Raw genomic sequence first — 16,934 nt, forward strand, 5'->3', positions numbered from 1 at the left:
TTTAAACAAAATGTGTAATTAATGTAAAACTTTACGGTTTGTTACGCACATCCGAAAAGGGCAGCTAACTACATTTGTAAATAAAAACGCACTGCATGTTCCCTATTGCTTTCCACCCCATTTACAAACATCCCCTACCCGACGGTCATCGGTTCCCTATGATAAAGTATGAGTTGCTGCCACAACAATTACTACTCGAGGGTATTGCAGAAACAAGCCAGTTTTTTGAACCGGGCATGCCAAATATGGAGCACGTACTGGCTGTTCATAAACAGGAATATGTAGAACAGCTTACCTCCCTTACATTAGATGCGCGGGCGGTAAGAAAAACCGGCTTTCCGCTTTCTGCCGAACTTGTAGAACGGGAATTCAGGATAGCCCAAGGCACTATAACCGGCGCAGAGCAGGCACTACAAACCGGAATTGCCTTTAACATAGCCGGAGGCACCCATCACGCCTACTCTACGCACGGAGAAGCCTTTTGCCTGCTGAATGACCAGGCGATGGCGGCACAGTACCTCATCGACACAAAGCGGGCTAAAAAAGTACTTATTGTAGACTTAGACGTGCATCAGGGAAACGGAACAGCCGAAATTTTTACCGGAAACAACGCTGTGTTTACTTTTTCGATGCACGGAAAAAGCAATTATCCGTTTAAAAAGGAAACGTCTGATCTTGATATCGCCCTACCCGATGGTACTTCCGATGATACATACCTTGCTATTTTAGAAGACACTTTGCCAAAACTTATTGATACCGAAAAGCCCGATTTTATATTCTACCTCAGTGGTGTAGATATTTTAGCTACAGATAAACTAGGCAAACTGGGCTGTACAATAGCCGGTTGTAAACGCCGGGATGAGATAGTTTTAGAACTTTGCCATAAACTTAATATCCCGGTACAATGTAGTATGGGTGGCGGCTACAGCCCTGATATTAAAATAATAATAGAGGCCCATACCAACACGTATCGCGTTGCTAAAGACCTCTACTATTGATTATTTTATATGTTCTATGCGAAGTTACCAACCCCACCTTCGGTTACCCCTCCGAGGGAGTGGAACACCACTCAGCCGTTAACTGAAAACTGCGACTGAATACTGAAAAACTATTCAAAACCAAGTTTCTCCCTTACGCGGTCCAGTACGCTGTTTGCCTGATTAGCGGCTTTTTCAGCACCTTTGTTAAGTTCGGCATCCAGCTCGTTTAGGTTGGCCATATAGTAAGCATACTTTTCACGTACGGTTTTAAACTTCTCGCAAATCAGCTCAAATAGCGCCTGCTTAGCATGGCCGTAGCCATAGTTACCAGCAAGATAGTTGGCACGCATAGCCTCGGTTTGTTCGGGTGTAGCAAGCAGTTTGTATATAGCAAACACGTTGTCTGTATCCGGGTTTTTAGGATCCTCAAGTGGTGTTGCATCAGTTTTTATTAGCTTAATCTGTTTTAACAGCGCCTTATCATCCTGGAAGATATTGATGAAGTTATTGCGTGATTTACTCATTTTTTCACCATCTGTACCCGGTACAATCTTGGTTTCCTCGCTGCTTATCGCCTCGGGTAGTACAAAGGTTTCACCCATCTGGTGGTTAAAGCGGCTGGCTACATCACGGGTTATTTCCAGGTGTTGCAGCTGGTCTTTACCCACAGGTACAAACTCGGCATCATACAATAGTATGTCGGCCGCCATAAGCATTGGGTAGGTAAAAAGCCCGGCGTTTACATCGGCAAGCCTGTCGGCCTTATCCTTAAACGAATGCGCCAGTGTAAGCCTTTGGAACGGGAAAAAACAGCTTAAGTACCAGCTTAGCTCGGCGGTTTGCGGTACATCGCTTTGGCGGTAAAAAGTAACGCGGTTAGTATCAAGTCCGCACGCCAGCCAGGTCGCCGCTACGCTATATGTATTTTCGCGAAGGGTTTTGCCGTCTTTTATCTGGGTTACCGAATGTAAATCGGCTATAAACAGAAACGACTCATTCTCGGGCTTATTGGCCATTTCTATGGCCGGCAGTATAGCCCCGAGCAGGTTGCCAAGGTGCGGTGTGCCTGTACTTTGTACACCGGTTAAAATTTTTGCCATTGTAAAAGTTTGAAATTTTCACAAAGGTAACGGTTTTCATACATTATTCACGCCGAATTGCTACATTTGGGCAGTATGAAAGCCTTTAAATACATTTTCTGGACTCTGTACCGTATATGGTTTTACGTGGTTATGGGTATCCCCATTATAGTGCTGTCGCCTTTACTGGTGCTTTCGCTGTTATCTGAACGTACTTATCCCTTGTTTTTTATCATGGCGCGTGGCTGGGGCCGGTTTACGTTGTTATTTATGGGTTTTTGGACCCAAATAGAAAAACAACAGCAGTTTGAACTCGGCAAAAGCTATATGCTGGTAGCCAATCATACCAGTATGACCGATATTATGCTGATGCTGGCCATTTGCCCTAACCCGTTTGTGTTTGTAGGCAAAAAGGAGCTTGCTAAAATACCCATCTTCGGGTTCTTTTATAAGCGCAGTTGTATTCTTGTAGACCGCAACAGTAGCAAAAGCCGTTTTGAGGTGTTTCAACGGGCGCAAAAACGCCTGAGCCAAGGCCTTAGTATTTGCATATTTCCAGAAGGCGGTGTGCCCGACGACGAAAACATATTGCTGGATGAGTTTAAAGACGGCGCATTCCGGCTTGCTATAGATCACCAGATTCCCGTTGTACCTATGGCGTTTGCCGATAACAAAAAGCGCTTCAGCTTTACATTTTTTAGTGGAAGCCCGGGCAGGATGCGCGCCAAAGTACTGCCTTTCATCCCTACCGAAGGTTTAACCCAGGACGACAAAAAAGACCTCAAGGACAAAACGTGGCAGGTGATTTATAACCAGCTTATGCAGTACAATACACAAAACCGAAAATAAAAATCATAAAAAAACGCCCTCCGTTACAGAGGGCGTTTTCACTTAACTTAACTTTATAATGGCCCAACCCGAAGGGCCTCAATCTAAAAACTAAAACTAACACCGGAATACAGGCCTATAAAATAAGGCTTAAAGGTACCTGCATCCCTGCTGTATGTATTTACCTGGTACTTAAAGGTAGGCTCAAAGTTAGCTTCCAGGGATTTAAATATCCTGTATTTAAAACCAAGGCCCACGTTAGTACTAAAATGTACGTTATTAAGGTTTTGTGCTTCACCCACATCTGTAGCTAAGCCCTGAGTGCTTATAACACTAACATTATTTTGGTTAAGAAACAGCGTACTAAAACCGCCTATAACCTGTATGCCAAACTTTTTGCGTAATAACGCGTAAGACATTTCTAACGGCACCTCTACGTAACCCGTGGTTTGCACCATAGCACCGCTGTAACTTTCCTTACCGGCTGCTGCTGCAAGACCCGCTACTACGCTACTACCTTCAGTACGCGTGGTTACCACAATGTTAGCGTTTTTGCTGCTGCGCGCCACGTTACTGGTGGCACCGTTTAGCGAGGCATAAAACTGTATATCCTGCGTAGCGTAATTAAGGTTTACCGTGTTTATACCTGTACGAATGCTTATGCGGCTGTTTACAGCATAATTAACCCCTAAGCCATAGCTAAGGTCTTTATCATAATTTTTTGCGTTAGACGCAAACTGTGCATCTATAGGCGAACCACCCGATAGTGAACCATAAAACACAGGCGCTACCTGTGGCTTTAGATTCCATTTTGGTGCCTTGCCACTTTCCGCAAGCTGTTCTTTTTTGCTTTGCTCCTGCTCTCTCAGTAATTTTTCGAGCTCATTTTCCTGAGCCGGTTTTACAGTATCTGTAACAGGTACTACGTTCGCTTCGGTAACCGCAGTTTCGGGCGTGGCTACCGGTACGTCTTTATCTATAACAGCCGAACCATCATTTGCCCTACCCTGCATGGGAGTATTTTCATTTGCTGTAAGAGCCGCATTGTTTTCCGGTGAAACAACAGTACCTATGGGGCTACTATTTGCAACTCCCGCGCCCTTGGTAACATTGTTTCCGGCAACGGAATTATTTATAATATCCTGATTCGTTGTAAGGGTACTTTTGCCCTTTTGTGTATGCCTGCCAGGTTTTGCTGTAGCAACGGCTTCCTGGGCATAGGTAGGTAAAATACGTTTGCTATGTGCTGATTTTGTAGCACTGCTACCCTGGTCAGCATTTAAATTTTGTACACCACCATGTGCTGTGCGCTTACGGAGATTTCTTCCCGAAGCCTGGTGATTCGCCTTATCTTCAGCATTAGCATTGTTGTTATAGACTACCTCGCCTTCGCTTTGCAGCGTAGCAGTATTACTACCTTTATGCTTAAGGGTTTGTTTACGGTTGTTTTTTAAAGCGGAAGCCGCATTATTGTTGTCCGGAGCATCATCGGTACTTACCAGCGAACTCGGATTTCCTGAAAGCGTATTTACATTGCCCGGGGTGCCTTCTACAGCGCCCGGTGTTACTACCTTTTCAGGATCTACGTTCTTTTCCCCTTCGGTTGCTACAGGGTTTACCACCACACCGCTACCAGCTGGTTTTACAGTAGGTGTGGCACTGTTGTCTGACAGGTATTGCCAGCCAAAGAATGCCCCTGCCACCAATCCGGCAGCAACACCTGAGTACCGGAACCATATAGGCACGGCACGTCGTTTTTTCTTTTCCTCTAACGCCTCCCTGATGTTATCCCACACAAACTCCGGCGGTGTAACTTCAAAGTCTTTAAGCTTTTCCTGGAAAACACGGTCTACATTTTTCCTTTCACTCATTTTGTATCCGGTAATCCCCTGTTTTTTGCAGGGTTTCAATTTTCTCTTTCAATATCATTCTGGCACGTGCTAAGTTAGACTTAGATGTTCCATCTGTAATACCCAGCATTTCGGCTATTTCCTTATGCGAATATCCATCTGTAACATACAGGTTAAATACCGTACGATACCGGTCTGGCAGCTCCTGTATTATCTTTACCAGGAACTCCATGCTTACCTCATCGGCCTCTATATAAACGTCGGCCTCCTCAGGTATATTTTCGGTTACAAGGCTAAACACACCTGTGGTACGGTACTTTTGTAACACGTTGTTTATCATGAGCCTTTTTGCCCAACCTTCAAACGAACCCTGAAAGCGGTACTGGCCTATTTTATCAAATAATAATATAAAACCGTCTTGCAAGTTATCTTCTGCGTCGGCACGGCTGCGGCTGTATTTTAGGCATACTGCAAATAACTTAGGCGCCAGCAAACGGTATAGCTGCTCCTGGGCTTTTATATTATTTGCCTGGCAATCTTTTATTATTTGATCTAAACCCAAAAGTGCGCATTTATAATTTTTTATTAACCTACTGCCATAAAGGCACTTCTTTTACAAGAAAGGTATCATTACCCTGTGCATCTGTACCGGTGTAAAACTTAAATGTACAACTATTGTATACAGACAGCGGCACGGTAAAACTAAACGAAGCCACATCTGGAGCCGTAGCCGTAGAGGGCTGGCAATCTACGTTATCTAACACCATGGCTTCTACGGCCATAGTATAAACGCTTTGGTTTACGGTAGAGTACATACCGTTAAAATAATGGCAATCGTCGGGTTTTTTGTAATACACACTTATGGTGTAGGTTTCGCCACGCTTCATGTATTCGGGTACAGAAACCCCTTCTGTAGCCAGGTACGTAAGGTGAAAGTTAACTTTTGGGGAGTCGTCTGCACTGCAGGAAACTACAAGTAAGATACCCGCAATAAAACACAGAAACGCTATAAGGCTCTTTTTCATACTATCAATCAATTCTAAATACAACTACGTTCATAATTACAGATACAAAACCCGGCGACAGGTTGCGTTATCGGTACAAAAAATTACGAATAAAATTATTAACAGCCTAATGTAATAGATAAAAACATCTTAAACAGGCGTGTAGCATTTTCGATGCCTGGCTGAATACATTAGGAAACAGCAGGCAAAACACAATGGATATCATGTTACGGAAATTACAGGTATATTAGTTGCTGTGTACCCGTATAATTGTAAGATTGCCCTCCGTATTCACATTCATTTCTGATCTAAGTACTGCTGCCATTAACGGGTGTTAGGGCTATAGTGCCCTCAAAAAGCAAGTCGACAACAAGAGTGCCATTGCAATAAATACCGTTATGTGGTAATAATAGGAAAAAAAGTATCTTTGGTTATTGGCTATTTAATTTGGCAAAAGGCTAAATTTGGTAAAACCATTTAAATTATGGATGCGCTATATGCACAACTAAATCATATAAAAAACAAACTAGACCTACTACGTAACAAAGACCGACAGTTAAAAATATTTGGTGCCAATCGCCATAAATATACCCTTAATAAATGTCTTAATTTAAAAAAAATTATGGCCTTTGAAAATGAAAACAAGTGTATACTGCCGCAAGGTTATAAATTGTTTTTGATACATATAGGAAATGGCGGTGCAGGCCCAAATTATGGACTGGAACCTTTGGAAAATTCCCTTTTTGATGACCTTGACTATAAAAGAGGCGAATTATTAAATCCGGGCAGACCTTTTCCTTACGAAAATAACTGGAACTTATCTTTTAGACCAAAACACAGCATAGAAGAAAATGACGAGCTGTACTATGAGGAACTTGAAGAATTTGAAAACCTGTATTTCAATCCTGAACATATAAACGGAAGTATCCGTATAAGCAATTTAGGCTGTGGCACATATGAAAATCTGGTAGTATCAGGATCCGAAAAAGGGAATATATGGGTGGATTGTAGGGCAAGTGACGGCGGTATTTATCCTAATCTCAAAAATAACCAAAGAATAAATTTCCTTGACTGGTACGAGCTATGGCTTGATAAATCCCTTGCAGAATTATCATAAAAAAAGCCGCTAATCACTTAGCGGCTTTACTATTCAATGCAATAACATAAATTACAGTTTCTCTCCTCTTGAAACCTTATCGGCAAGGATAATAGCGTTGTAAGCATTTACTATTTTACCAGAACGGCAAACATCTTTAAACTGGCGTGTAGCATTTTCATCACCGCCAAGCATTACTTCCTGAGGGATGGCAATACCTGATTTCATGATGATTTGCTTTACCTGGGCTGCTTTTAACTTAGGGTAGAACGCACGTACAAGCGCGGCTACACCAGCAGCGTTAGGCGATGCCATTGACGTACCCTGAAGGTATTCAAACTTATCGTTTGGCACGGTAGCGTAAATCCTTACACCCGGCGAAAACACGTCTACCTTGGTTTTACCGTAGTTACTAAAGTCGGCTACCAGGCCCTCTCCGTAATCGTGTGTAAGGGCACCTATGGTAAGTACGTTATCTGTGTATTCTTCAAGCGTGTTTTTATCGTCGTTAGGGTAACGCTCGCTTTTATCGGCATCAAGGTCTATACCTTCGTTACCGGCAGCAAATACTACAAGTACGTCTTTTTCGCCTGCATATTTAAGCGCATCGTACACCCACTGGCTGTGGGGCGAGTAGTATTTACCAAAACTACCGTTAATAACTTTAGCACCGTTATCTACTGCATAGCGAATGGCAAGCGCTACGTCTTTATCGTACTCGTCGCCATCGGGCACGGCGCGTACTGCCATAACTTCTACATAAGGGGTAGCTACACCGTCTCCGCCTACATTGTTGTGGCGCGCCTGTGCTATAATACCCGCTACGTGCGTACCGTGCTTAGCGCCTTCTTTTTCAGGGCCAATAACGTTAGCGTTACCGTAGGTTTTGCTGTTCCAGTCGTCTGCGTTATCTTTAAGGATGTCTTTACGCGCGTTGTAGTCCTTGTTAAGGTGGTATTTAAGCTCGCTGTCGTAATGCTCAAGGCCCTCTTTAATCTGACCCATAAGCTCCTCATGCGATACCTGGCTAAGGAACATTACAAAACGGTCTTTAAGACCGGCAATAGCAGGGTCATCTATTTTAAGGTTTTTAAGGTCGTCTGCCGTGTAGTGCTCTTTACCTGTTTTTTGCCTGAAGGTTTCGTCTGCCTTTACAATAAAGCCCATACGCTGTTTCGCCGTTTGTGCCTGTTTTACCTCCTCATCGTACTCAGCAAGAGCGCGTTTGTAGGTTTCAGAACCGTCGTCACCTTTTTTAATGATGCGCACAAACTCCATGTTTTCGTGCTCTATGTCGCCCAAAAAGTTCCAGCCGTGGATGTCGTCTATATAGCCGTTTTTATCATCGTCTATACCGTTACCCGCTATTTCTTTTTTGTTTGTCCAAAGTACATCTTTAAGCTCCGGGTGTTCAATGTCTACCCCGCTGTCTACAACGCCTACAATAACTTTAGCAGCCTTGCGGCCTTTAAGCAGTTCGTATACGCGGTCTACGCTCATACCCGGAATGGTATCTTTAAACAGATCCAGGTGGCTCCAGCGTTTTTCGTCAGTTTCGGTTATTTTAGCCTTTTTGGCAGTAACCGGTGTGGTTATGGCTAGTGGTTCGGCTGTGATTTTCTTGGCGCCGCAGCTTGCAAGAAACAACGCAAGGGCCGCCGAAAGGAAAATTGATTTGAATTTCATCCGTTCTAAATTACTTTTTTTGATAAAAAATTGGTCTAATGTATTGCCTGTTTGTTACACAAAGGTAGCAATTAACATTATATTAATATTTCGTTTGCCTTATAAACCTCTTTAAGGCGCACCCCTTTTTCGGTATGCTGCACGGTGATTACTTCATTATGTGCATCATGCCCAAGGATAAGGTAGTAGCCTTTATCGGCAGCTTCGGTAAGAAATTTATTTTTTTCGTCCAGTGTTAGTAGCGGCCGGGTATCGTACCCCATAACGTACGGCAATGGAAGGTGCCCAACGGTAGGAAGCAAATCGGCCATAAATACAAATGTTTTTCCGTTATGGTTAATCACGGGCAGCATTTGCTTTTCAGTATGGCCATCGGCAAACAACACCCCGAAACCTGCTTCGGTTTCCGCTTTAAAATCACCGGTTTCCGGGCGGGTTATAAATTTCAGTTGACCGCTCTCCTGCATGGGCATAATGTTTTCGGGCAGAAATGACGCTTTTTCTCGGGCATTTGGCTTAGTGGCCCATGCCCAGTGGTTATCATTGGTCCAAAAGTGCGCGTTTTTAAAAGCAGGCTCATAGCCCGTGCGGTCTTTGTTCCATTGTATGGCACCGCCACTATGGTCAAAATGCAGGTGGGTAAGGAACACATCGGTAATATCATCGCGGTGAAAGCCGTGCGCTGCCAGCGAACTGTCCAGGTTAAAATCGCCCCAAAGCGAATAATAGCCAAAAAACTTATCGTTCTGCTTGTTGCCCATGCCCGTGTCTATCAGGGTAAGGCGGTTACCATCTTCTACCAAAAGGCAGCGCGCTGCCATATCTATAAGGTTGTTTTCATCGGCAGGATTGGTTTTGTTCCAAATGGTTTTCGGCACCACACCAAACATGGCACCACCATCGAGCTTAAAGTTGCCGCTTTCTACGGTATAGAGTTTCATTATAGTTTGTTATTTGTTTGTATGTGCAAGTTAATGAAATTAAGCTTGTATATACAGCCCAACATAGTTGCCAGCATCATTTTTTCCGCGAAAACCAAATGTTTTACAGGTAAATGTGTAGTAGCAATACAAACAAATAAATGTTATATAACGATTAATCTTTAAGGGATCGTACAATAGCCCTGCGAAGTGATTTCATTGTTCCTTTACTATAACCGGCTTCATTTTTAGCCATAGTACCATCTTTACCATATAGCACTGTGGTAGGAAACGCCGTAACAGTAATACCCAGTGCTTTGAGAAGATTAATGCCTTCTTTTTTAAACGTGGAATAGTAATTCATTTTCTTATAGGCGGCGTAAGAAACTACGTCTTCTTGAATGTCAAAAGCGTTAATACCTATTATAACCAAATCATCTCTAAATTCTTCCTGTAAGGCTATCAGTTCCTGTATGGCTTGCAGGCAGGGCGCACAGCCCCTGTGCCAAAAATCGAGCAACACTACCTTCCCTTTTAAACTGGCGAGGTTAAGCACCTGGTTATTGTGCAGTGTTATTTCAGTATCGGGCAGTTGCAGATTCTTAGTAACGCTTTGCGCGGAGGCGTTTAAAAACAGCATACTTATAAAAAACGACAGTAAAAGCGGAAAATAACGGTTGGCAGTATTCATTGTTTTAATGGAATTTTATCGTTGCATCATAAGAGTATAGCGCTCCCTGGCGTTTACGGTTTCATTTTTCTGTATTGTAAACTGGCTTACGTTTATATTTGGGTTAATGGCTATATATTCTACTTCGTAATAAATATATTGTTCCATGTTTTCCCATCGTAAGAAGGAGTAATACGCCACGGGGAGGTAATCTGACTTACGTATGTAATGCTTTTCCACATTATCCCGGATATCCTCATGGTCTTTAAACCTAAAAGTGAGTACATACACGGGAATATTGTTAAGCTCCTTTTCCTCAATGCCAATGTTGCCAGCCATAGCTTCATATTTGCCGAACGGCTGTTTTTGCATTATATACTGGGATAATAAAAGCGATTTATAATTTTCAACCACAGCCTCTACCTTATGTTTTTTACTAATAACATCGGGTTTGTTGTTAACATCCAGCGAATCGATCTTCCAGTTCATCCACAGGCACTTTTTCCCATCGTACTTTCTAAACCCGTAAGTACTGGTGCCTAACTCTGTAGACACCTCATCTACTATGTTATACATTTTATTGCCGTTTACATATAAAGAACAAACGGCTATAGTACTTATGGTATCGCGCCGGGAAAGAAATTTATTTTTATGATGCATCTTGTACACCACGGTATGCAGGTTTTCTATAGCATGGTCTATTTTCTTTAGTAACTCCTTCGGCTCGGGTGTACTTGCCTGAGCGGTAATAAGGTTTGAAGAAAAAAGCATTGCGGCAACACAAAACAAGAGCCTGAATTTTGTAATTTTAAGCATTGGTTTAAATTTGGTTTGTATGGCTTGTTAAGCATGTAACAGTGTACGTAGCCTAACATATTGGTTTATTTAAAAGTATAAACACTTTCTGCATCCAATTTTGCATTAACACAAAATTAACAGATTTAATTATTTTCAGGCACTCAACCAAGAGGCCAACAATGTTAAATATAAACATCTTCTATAGCATTATTGTACAATAAAATAGCAGCATTTTATTAAGCCAACTTTTTGGTATATCTTTGCAACGTAATTTAGACTAAATACACGCTTTTAAGATATGATAAAAGTTTCTGATTCAGCAAAGAAGAGGGCCATCATGCTTATGGAAGATGATGGATTTAACGCCGAAACCGATTATATAAGGGTAGGTGTTAAGAGCGGTGGATGTTCAGGTTTGTCATACGAACTGAAATTTGACAACACAATAAACGAGAACGACAAAGTATTTGAAGACAATGGCGTAAAGATAGCCGTAGACAAAAAAAGCGTACTGTACCTTGCCGGTACCACGCTTGAGTTTAGCGGCGGACTTAACGGTAAAGGCTTTGTTTTTAACAACCCTAATGCAAGCCGCACGTGTGGCTGTGGGGAGAGCTTCTCGCTTTAAAAAAGTTTAAAGTTTCAGGTTTCAGGTTCCAGGTTTTGGAACCTGAAAATGAGACTTATTTATAAAGTTAAAAAGTTATTCAGTAGTGTCTTCCGGTTTGAGTGAGCAACTTTAAACCTGAAACTTTAAACCTGAAACAAAAAAACATGAGTAAGTACACAGAAGAAGAATTAAAAATCGAGCTCGAGAATAAAGAATACGAGTACGGTTTTTATACCGATATAGAAAGCGAAACCTTTCCTAACGGGCTTAACGAGGATATTATCCGCGCGCTTTCGGCTAAAAAAGAAGAGCCGCAGTGGATGACCGAGTGGCGCCTTGAGGCGTTTCGTGCATGGGAACAAATGACCGAACCGGAATGGGCAAACGTACACTACGAGAAACCTGATTTTCAGGCCATATCATATTATTCTGCACCGCTTAAGAAAGCAAAATACGAAAGCCTTGACGAGGTAGACCCTGAGCTTCTTGAAACATTTAAGAAACTGGGTATTTCTATAGACGAGCAAAAAAAGCTTGCCGGCGTGGCGGTAGATATTGTAATGGACTCGGTATCGGTAGCTACTACATTTAAAAAGACACTCGCCGAAAAGGGCATTATTTTCTGCTCTATCAGTGAAGCAATAAAAGAACACCCGGAACTGGTTAAAAAATACATAGGCTCTGTAGTGCCACAGAAGGATAACTTCTATGCAGCGCTAAACTCGGCTGTGTTTAGTGACGGTTCATTCTGTTATATTCCAAAGGGCGTGCGTTGCCCTATGGAACTTAGTACGTATTTCCGTATTAATCAGGCAGGTACAGGCCAGTTTGAGCGTACGCTCGTAGTAGCCGACGAAGGCAGCTATGTAAGCTACCTTGAAGGATGTACTGCGCCAAGCCGCGACGAAAATCAGCTTCACGCTGCCGTAGTAGAGTTAATAGCACTGGACAATGCCGAAATAAAATACAGCACCGTACAAAACTGGTTCCCGGGTAATAAAGAAGGTAAAGGTGGGGTATACAACTTTGTAACCAAACGTGGCCTTTGCGAAACCAATGCTAAAATAAGCTGGACCCAGGTAGAAACCGGTTCGGCAGTTACCTGGAAATACCCAAGCTGTGTGCTTAAAGGTGACAACTCGGTAGGGGAATTTTACTCTATTGCGGTGACCAATAACTACCAGCAGGCAGACACAGGTACCAAAATGATTCACCTTGGTAAAAACACCAAGAGCACCATTATCTCTAAAGGTATCTCGGCAGGTAAGTCGCAAAACAGCTACCGTGGCCTTGTACAGATAGGAAGCCGTGCCGAAAACGCGCGTAACTTCTCTCAGTGCGACTCCCTGCTTATGGGCAACAACTGTGGCGCACACACGTTCCCGTACATTGAGTCGAAAAACACCACTGCTAAGATAGAGCACGAAGCTACCACCAGTAAAATTGGCGAAGACCAGGTGTTTTACTGCAATCAGCGCGGTATCCCTACAGAAAAGGCGATTGCCCTTATTGTAAACGGCTTTAGTAAAGACGTACTGAACAAACTGCCAATGGAGTTCGCTGTGGAAGCGCAGAAGCTTCTGGAGATAAGCCTGGAGGGAAGTGTAGGGTAAATTTGAAAATGAGATAATTTGATAATTTGTAAATGCTATAGATGGAGCCTAAGCGGAATGTAATTGTTGTCCAAACATTTGAATTTGCTTTAGGTATTGTAAAATATTGCGAAGTGTTGCAGGACAATAAAAAGTTTGTAATTGCTAATCAGTTATTAAAATCAGGAACATCTATCGGTGCAAATATCAGGGAAGCTCAAAATGCTGAAAGCAAGGCTGATTTTATTCATAAGTTTAAGATTGCAGCCAAAGAAATTGAAGAAACATTTTATTGGCTTGAATTGTGTAAGTTTTCTGAAAATTATCCAAATCCGGATGATTTGATTATAAAGCTTGAAAATATATCACGGATAGCTAACAAGATTATAATAACATCGAAACAAAAATAACGAGTGGAATTTTCAAATTTCCAAATTAATAAATTTCCAAATTAATGTTATCAATAAAAAACCTGCACGCGAAGGTAGAAGACAAAGACATATTAAAGGGTATTAACCTAGAGGTTAAAGCCGGTGAGGTACATGCCATTATGGGGCCAAACGGTTCTGGTAAAAGTACCCTTTCATCGGTTATTGCCGGTAATGAAAACTACGAGGTAACCGACGGTGAAATCATCCTTGAAGGTGAAGACATAGGCGAACTAGCCCCTGAGGAGCGTGCACACAAAGGTGTGTTCCTTTCGTTTCAGTATCCTGTAGAGATACCGGGCGTATCGGTAACCAACTTTATGAAAACCGCCATCAACGAAACCCGTAAGGCTAACGGCCAGGAGGAAATGCCGGCCAACGAAATGCTGAAGCTTATCCGCGAAAAAAGCGAACTGCTGGAAATAGACCGTAAGTTCCTTTCGCGCTCGCTAAACGAAGGTTTTTCGGGTGGTGAAAAGAAGCGTAACGAAATCTTCCAGATGGCTATGCTTGAGCCGAAAATCGCTATCCTTGACGAAACCGACTCAGGTCTTGACATTGATGCGCTTCGTATCGTGGCAAACGGTGTAAACAAACTACGTAGCAAAGACAACGCGGTTATTGTTATTACCCATTATCAGCGCCTTCTTGATTATATTGTACCTGATTACGTACACGTACTATACAAAGGTAAAATTGTAAAATCAGGCGGTAAAGAACTTGCCTTGGAGCTTGAAGAAAAAGGCTACGACTGGATTAAAGCGGAGAACGAAGCTTAGTCGTAAAGTCGAAGGTCTAAAGTCATAAAGTCTTAGGAATGGGTAAATTCAGTTCTTTTGAAGAAATTAATTCTTGGCAACGTGCCAGATTATTAAATAAAAAGATTTACCTAATTACCGATACCGATGCTTTTCGAAAAGATTTTGATTTAGCAAGACAAATCCGCAGATGCTCTGTTTCAATATCTTCTAATATTGCTGAAGGTTTTGAGCGCAATACGGATAAGGAGTTTATCCAGTTTCTGTACATAGCAAAAGGCTCAGCGGCTGAAGTAAGATCGCAGCTTTATCTGGCTTTAGATTTAAATTATATATCTCAGCAAACATTTAATGAACTGTTTGCCGAAGTAACCGAAATATCAAGACTGCTTGGCGGTTTTATAAAATATCTCAATAAATAAAGTTTGCTAAGGTCTTTATGACTTTAGACTTTAAAACTTTAGACTGTTATAATGGATTTAAAAGAAAAACTATTATCGTCTTTTATGGCGTTTGAGGAGCGTGTAGATGTAACCAGCAGCCTGCACGACATCCGTACCGAAGCCATTAAAAATTTTGAGGCGAAAGGCTTCCCTACAAAAAAGGAGGAGGCATGGAAATATACATCGTTAAATGCGGTGCTTAAGCACGATTTTACCGTGTTCCCTAAAAGCGAAGCGGCACTGGATTATGGCGATGTAAAAAAATACTTCCTGCACCAGATAGATACCTACAAACTGGTATTTATAGACGGTGCATTCAGCTCGTTCTTAAGCAGCACAACGCATGACGGCATAGACGTGTGCCTTATGAGCAGCGCGCTTAACAAGCCTAAGTATAAAGAAGTTATAGACAGCTACTTTAACAAAATAGCCAGTAAAGACGAAACACTTACATCATTAAACACGGCTTTTGCCAGCGAAGGTGCTTTTATCAACATACCAAAAAACAAGATAGCCGATAAACCTATCGAAATCATGTACCTGAGCACCGGCTCCGAAGCCGCGCTTATGGTACAGCCGCGTAACCTGGTTATTGTAGGCGAAAATGCACAGGTGCAAATCATAGAGCGCCACCAAAGCCTTAACAGCAATCCGGTGCTTACAAATAGCGTTACAGAGATCTTTGCCCAGGAATACGCCAATGTTGATTACTACAAGATTCAGAACGATGAGCAATCGGCAAACCTGGTAGACAACACCTATATCGCCCAAAAACGCAATAGCAACGCTTCTGTGCATACTTTTTCGTTTGGCGGTAACATTACCCGAAATAACCTGAATTTTTACCACCAGGGCGAGCGTATTGAAAGCACGCTTAAAGGTATTACCATTATAGGCGGTAAACAGCACGTAGACCACTACACTCTGGTACACCACGCTGAGCCAAACTGCGAAAGCCACCAAAACTATAAAGGTATTTTTGACGGTAACGCAACCGGGGTGTTTAACGGTAAAATTTACGTAGAGCGTGAGGCCCAGAAAACCGATGCGTTCCAGCAGAATAACAACATACTGATTAGCGAAAAGGCAACGATTAACGCAAAACCTCAGCTAGAGATTTTTGCAGATGACGTTAAGTGTTCACACGGTTGTACCATAGGCCAGCTAGATGACGACGCGTTATTTTACCTGCGCAGCCGTGGTATCCCGGTTAAAGAAGCCAAGGCACTGCTTATGTACGCGTTTAGCAACGAAGCCATAGACAGCATACGCATACCGGAGCTTAAACAGCGCATAACCAAACTCATTGCTACCAAACTGGGCGTAAGCATGGGTTTTGATTTATAAAAATTTATCCGTTTTTAAATAGTAGAAGACTGCCTCTCGGGGCAGTTTTTTGTTTTTATTTTGCCACTAATTACACGAATTTTCACAAATTCTATTTTGGACTTTTTGCTCTGTTTATGATTTTACTTCGAAAGCCAATTTGTCGAAATTAGCGTAATTCTTGGCAAAGCTCAAAAAACATTACCTTTGCACCCGCATGGAAACCAAACGCTATACCTACGGCAAGGCCGAAAAACTAAAAAGCCGCACACTTATCAGTGAGCTTTTTGTAGATGCCCAGTCGGTAAGTAAATACCCGTTGCGATTGGTGTACAAACCTTTAGAACCCGGTGAGGGTGTGATTACTCAGGTAGGCGTTTCGGTATCTAAGAAATACTTTAAGCGCGCACACGACCGTAACCTGTTTAAGCGCCACCTGCGAGAAGCCTACCGCCTTAACAAACATTTACTACTGGATACCGTAGACAAGCCGTACGCCATAATGTTTTTTTACCAAACCAAAGACCGCCTTACCCACGCCGAAGTCATGGAAAAAACGGTGCAGCTGTTTGAGAAGTTTCTGGTAAAGGAAGGGTTTGTAAATAAATCCGAATAGCATAATAATGCTTTACTTTTTAGCGTTTTACAGCTAAATTATACCAACCACCATGAAAAAAATAGTATGCACACTGCTTGTGGCATTGGCAATTAAGGCTGTAAGAAATCTGAAGATAACGAAAATGCCAGTGTGGATTACGAGGCCAAGCCAATAAAGCCTGGGCAGCTGTAAAATCCGATTTTAATGAGCTTACGGGTTTCTCCCTTGTGCTGCTTAATATTTGGCCGGTAATCGTTATATTCGTGGT

At 42.3% G+C, this 16,934-nt stretch carries 18 protein-coding genes; 10 read left to right on the forward strand and 8 right to left on the reverse strand.

Annotated elements, in window-relative coordinates; translation table 11 throughout:
• The first annotated feature begins 95 nt into the window (after positions 1–95).
• Positions 96–998: a histone deacetylase gene (locus ACLI08_RS03430; RefSeq protein WP_411427055.1), complete on the forward strand. Its 903-nt coding sequence runs from the start codon at positions 96–98 to the stop codon at positions 996–998.
• Between the two features lie 110 nt (positions 999–1,108).
• Here the strand turns inward: ACLI08_RS03430 and trpS are convergent, their stop codons facing one another.
• Positions 1,109–2,080, reverse strand: a complete 972-nt coding sequence (gene trpS, locus ACLI08_RS03435) for a tryptophan--tRNA ligase (RefSeq protein WP_411427056.1) — start codon at positions 2,078–2,080, stop codon at positions 1,109–1,111.
• 75 nt (positions 2,081–2,155) lie between these two features.
• On the opposite strand from trpS, the gene ACLI08_RS03440 reads away from it, so the two are divergent.
• Positions 2,156–2,908: a lysophospholipid acyltransferase family protein gene (locus tag ACLI08_RS03440; RefSeq protein ID WP_411427057.1), complete on the forward strand. Its 753-nt coding sequence runs from the start codon at positions 2,156–2,158 to the stop codon at positions 2,906–2,908.
• An 83-nt stretch (positions 2,909–2,991) separates the two neighbouring features.
• On the opposite strand, the gene ACLI08_RS03445 is transcribed toward ACLI08_RS03440, so the two are convergent.
• Genes ACLI08_RS03445 through ACLI08_RS03455 form a run of 3 tightly spaced genes read right to left on the reverse strand, consistent with a single transcriptional unit; the run spans position 2,992 to position 5,762 of the window.
• Entirely contained in the window at positions 2,992–4,758 is a 1,767-nt protein-coding gene (locus ACLI08_RS03445; protein WP_411427058.1) for a hypothetical protein, read from the reverse strand.
• The gene (locus ACLI08_RS03450) at positions 4,751–5,299 is read right to left on the reverse strand and encodes an RNA polymerase sigma factor (RefSeq protein ID WP_411427059.1); all 549 of its coding nucleotides are present in this window, start codon (positions 5,297–5,299) and stop codon (positions 4,751–4,753) included. Before ACLI08_RS03450 ends, ACLI08_RS03445 begins: the two co-directional genes overlap by 8 nt.
• A gap of 28 nt (positions 5,300–5,327) precedes the next feature.
• The gene (locus ACLI08_RS03455; protein WP_411427060.1) at positions 5,328–5,762 is read right to left on the reverse strand and encodes a hypothetical protein; all 435 of its coding nucleotides are present in this window, start codon (positions 5,760–5,762) and stop codon (positions 5,328–5,330) included.
• A gap of 463 nt (positions 5,763–6,225) precedes the next feature.
• Here ACLI08_RS03455 and ACLI08_RS03460 point away from each other — a divergent pair, with 463 nt between their 5' ends.
• Complete coding sequence (locus ACLI08_RS03460) at positions 6,226–6,858, forward strand: SMI1/KNR4 family protein (RefSeq protein ID WP_411427061.1); 633 nt, start codon at positions 6,226–6,228, stop codon at positions 6,856–6,858.
• Between the two features lie 51 nt (positions 6,859–6,909).
• Here ACLI08_RS03460 and ACLI08_RS03465 read toward each other — a convergent pair whose 3' ends face one another.
• The 4 genes from ACLI08_RS03465 to ACLI08_RS03480 form a co-directional block, all read right to left on the reverse strand.
• Positions 6,910–8,523 (reverse strand): S8 family peptidase, encoded by a 1,614-nt coding sequence (locus tag ACLI08_RS03465; protein WP_411427062.1) that lies wholly within the window; start codon positions 8,521–8,523, stop codon positions 6,910–6,912.
• Positions 8,524–8,600: 77 nt separating this feature from the next.
• Positions 8,601–9,464 (reverse strand): MBL fold metallo-hydrolase, encoded by an 864-nt coding sequence (locus ACLI08_RS03470; RefSeq protein WP_411427063.1) that lies wholly within the window; start codon positions 9,462–9,464, stop codon positions 8,601–8,603.
• Between the two features lie 154 nt (positions 9,465–9,618).
• Positions 9,619–10,134 carry a TlpA family protein disulfide reductase gene (locus ACLI08_RS03475; protein WP_411427064.1) on the reverse strand — a complete coding sequence of 172 codons (516 nt, stop codon included), beginning with the start codon at positions 10,132–10,134 and terminating at the stop codon, positions 9,619–9,621.
• Positions 10,135–10,149: 15 nt separating this feature from the next.
• Positions 10,150–10,929 carry a hypothetical protein gene (locus ACLI08_RS03480; protein WP_411427065.1) on the reverse strand — a complete coding sequence of 260 codons (780 nt, stop codon included), beginning with the start codon at positions 10,927–10,929 and terminating at the stop codon, positions 10,150–10,152.
• Between the two features lie 280 nt (positions 10,930–11,209).
• On the opposite strand from ACLI08_RS03480, the gene ACLI08_RS03485 reads away from it, so the two are divergent.
• The 7 genes from ACLI08_RS03485 (at position 11,210) to rnpA (ending at position 16,684) form a co-directional block, all read left to right on the forward strand.
• Positions 11,210–11,539, forward strand: a complete 330-nt coding sequence (locus ACLI08_RS03485; protein ID WP_411427066.1) for a HesB/IscA family protein — start codon at positions 11,210–11,212, stop codon at positions 11,537–11,539.
• A gap of 146 nt (positions 11,540–11,685) precedes the next feature.
• The gene (gene sufB / locus ACLI08_RS03490; protein ID WP_411427067.1) at positions 11,686–13,134 is read left to right on the forward strand and encodes a Fe-S cluster assembly protein SufB; all 1,449 of its coding nucleotides are present in this window, start codon (positions 11,686–11,688) and stop codon (positions 13,132–13,134) included.
• Between the two features lie 41 nt (positions 13,135–13,175).
• The gene (locus ACLI08_RS03495; protein ID WP_411427068.1) at positions 13,176–13,523 is read left to right on the forward strand and encodes a four helix bundle protein; all 348 of its coding nucleotides are present in this window, start codon (positions 13,176–13,178) and stop codon (positions 13,521–13,523) included.
• Between the two features lie 44 nt (positions 13,524–13,567).
• Positions 13,568–14,320 (forward strand): Fe-S cluster assembly ATPase SufC, encoded by a 753-nt coding sequence (gene sufC / locus ACLI08_RS03500; protein WP_411427069.1) that lies wholly within the window; start codon positions 13,568–13,570, stop codon positions 14,318–14,320.
• Between the two features lie 38 nt (positions 14,321–14,358).
• The gene (locus ACLI08_RS03505; protein WP_411427070.1) at positions 14,359–14,721 is read left to right on the forward strand and encodes a four helix bundle protein; all 363 of its coding nucleotides are present in this window, start codon (positions 14,359–14,361) and stop codon (positions 14,719–14,721) included.
• A 51-nt stretch (positions 14,722–14,772) separates the two neighbouring features.
• Positions 14,773–16,089, forward strand: coding sequence for a Fe-S cluster assembly protein SufD (gene sufD / locus ACLI08_RS03510; protein WP_411427071.1), 1,317 nt, complete (start codon positions 14,773–14,775; stop codon positions 16,087–16,089).
• Between the two features lie 196 nt (positions 16,090–16,285).
• Complete coding sequence (gene rnpA / locus ACLI08_RS03515) at positions 16,286–16,684, forward strand: ribonuclease P protein component (RefSeq protein WP_411427072.1); 399 nt, start codon at positions 16,286–16,288, stop codon at positions 16,682–16,684.
• Positions 16,685–16,934: the final 250 nt, after the last annotated feature.

The organism is Flavobacterium sp. RNTU_13 (assembly GCF_046614455.1).
GTDB lineage: Bacteria > Bacteroidota > Bacteroidia > Flavobacteriales > Flavobacteriaceae > Flavobacterium.